Annotated in this window: 2 protein-coding genes; one reads left to right on the forward strand and one right to left on the reverse strand. The window is 56.0% G+C overall.

From position 1 onward, the window contains the following. Positions 1 to 80: 80 nt before the first annotated feature. Positions 81 to 1,127, forward strand: coding sequence for an IS110 family transposase (locus ACI3K3_RS25600; RefSeq protein WP_404918923.1), 1,047 nt, complete (start codon positions 81 to 83; stop codon positions 1,125 to 1,127). Between the two features lie 33 nt (positions 1,128 to 1,160). Here ACI3K3_RS25600 and ACI3K3_RS25605 read toward each other — a convergent pair. Continuing rightward, on the reverse strand, positions 1,161 to 1,424 hold a 264-nt coding region (locus ACI3K3_RS25605; protein WP_404918925.1), incomplete at its 5' end, for a hypothetical protein.

A 1,424-nucleotide genomic window follows, 5' to 3' on the forward strand; every position in this document is an offset into this window, starting at 1 on the left:
TCGTTGGGGTGGACGGCCCCCGATACGGCATCAAAATGTGCCAGAGTGAGTCGTTGTGAACTCAAGCGAGGGGACCGTCCGTGGACCAGATTATCCGCATTGGTATCGACACGTCAAAGAGCGTTTTTCAATTGCATGGCGTGAATGCCGCTGAACAGCCTGTGTTGCGCAAGAAGTTACGCCGCAAGGAGATGGTGGATTTCTTCTCGAAGTGCAGACCCACCGTAATCGGGATCGAAGCATGCGGTGCGTCACACCACTGGGCTCGCCTCCTAACTTCGCTGGGGCACGAGGTGAAAATGATCGCGCCGCAGTTCGTGAAGCCGTACGTGAAGCGCGGCAAGAATGATGCATCGGATGCCGCGGCGATATGCGAGGCAATGAGCCGTCCGACGATGCGGTTTATCCCGGTGAAGAGCGAAGACGAGCAAGCCGCGCTGATGCTCATCAACGTTAGGGAGCGTCTAATTCGCGTGCAGACACAGCTTGTTAACGCGATCCGTGGACACGCGGCAGAATTCGGGCTGACAGCAGCTAAAGGCGTGAGAAATGTGAGATCGCTGCTTCAACGTGTTTCCGAAGACAAAACAATGCCTGCCATGGCACGCGATCTCTTCGCCACCATGGCCGGCGAATTTGAGCGATTGCAAGGGCAGATCAAGGAAATGGATGGCAGACTTCTGACTTGGCAGCGGAACAATGAGGTCAGTCGCCGCCTTGCAACAATCCCGGGGGTTGGTCCGATCGGAGCTGCATTGCTGGTGATGAAGGCACCGGCACCGGAGCTTTTTGTTACCGGCCGAGACTTCGCAGCCTGGATGGGGTTAACGCCCAAGGATCATTCAACAGGAGGCAAGGTCCGAACCGGTGGCATAACTCGGGCTGGCGACGAACTGTTACGTAGGACGCTAGTAGTAGGTGCGACAGCGACCCTGAGGCATGTACGTGACGGACGCGGCAAAAATGCCTCCCCATGGCTAACAGAATTGCTCAAGCGGAAATCTCCAAAACTTGCGGCAGTTGCACTGGCCAACAAAACCGCCAGGATCGCCTGGAAGATGATGATCACCGGTGAGGCTTACAGACGCAATGCCTTGCCGCAGTCGGCTGCCGCTATAGGAGCTTAGGAAATCAGCCAGTCCGGTGAGCAGCCGATAGAGCTACCGAGCTGGGCTGATGCCTGAACTTGCAGGAAACAAACAGGTGGTGTGCGGGATCGATCGATCCGATATGTGTGACAATCCGTGGATTCCGATGGCCATCAATAGGTCGCATCGTCGTTTGGAACACGCATAGCGGAAACCATCTTGGCCAGCGTTCATGTGCGAGCGCATCAACAGGCCGGACATACGAATGCAAGCGATCAGATCAATACTGCCGAAATGTTCTTGCAGGTAGGGGGCCGTCCACATACGGAATCCGCA

Origin of the sequence: Novosphingobium sp. ZW T3_23 (genome assembly GCF_044987305.1) — a bacterium.
Classification (GTDB): domain Bacteria; phylum Pseudomonadota; class Alphaproteobacteria; order Sphingomonadales; family Sphingomonadaceae; genus Novosphingobium.